The organism is Vogesella amnigena, from assembly GCF_042648905.1.
Lineage (GTDB): Bacteria > Pseudomonadota > Gammaproteobacteria > Burkholderiales > Chromobacteriaceae > Vogesella > Vogesella amnigena.
Window position 1 is genome coordinate 1 of record NZ_JBHRYH010000028.1, and the last position, 582, is coordinate 582.

The 582-nt window shown below is 66.0% G+C and carries 1 protein-coding gene; it reads left to right on the forward strand.

Features of this window, described 5'->3' with window-relative positions:
• Nucleotides 1–582, forward strand: a 582-nt coding sequence (locus tag ACFOKJ_RS12620; RefSeq protein ID WP_390280124.1) for a sugar phosphate isomerase/epimerase family protein, incomplete at both ends; no start/stop codon positions are given.

Below are 582 nucleotides of genomic sequence, written 5' to 3' on the forward strand. Positions count from 1 at the left end.
CATGAAAATCGCGCTCGACCCCTATATGCACCGCCACCTCAGCCTGCCGGCGCTGGTGCAGAAAACCGCCGAGCTGGGCTATGACCAGATCGAGCTGTCGCCCCGTGCCGACTTCCTCGACTGGTGGGTGATGCCGCGTGCCCACGCCGGCCGTATCGCCGAGTTCAAGCGCGCGCTGCGCGAGCATGGCGTCGGCCTGGCCACCCTGCAGCCGATGTACCGCTGGGCCAGCCCGTTCGAGGACGAGCGCCAGTGGGCAATGAAGTGCTGGAAGAAGGCCATCGAAGTGGCGGTGGAAATGGACTGCCGGCTGATGATTTCCGAATTCGGCCGTGGCGCCTCGCCGGAGCGCTCGGTCGGCCAGGGCGCCGGCGCCAACACTCGCGAAATGTGCGAAGCCGCCTGGTGGCGCTCGATGGAAGAACTGGTGCCGATCTTCGAACGCGAAGACATCACCCTGTCGGTAGAGCCGCACCCGGAAGACTGGGTGGAAACGCTGGCTCCGGCGCTGGACATCGTGCGCGTGCTCGGCTCCCGCCACGTCAAGCTGTCCTACATCGCCCCGCACACCTTCTATTACGG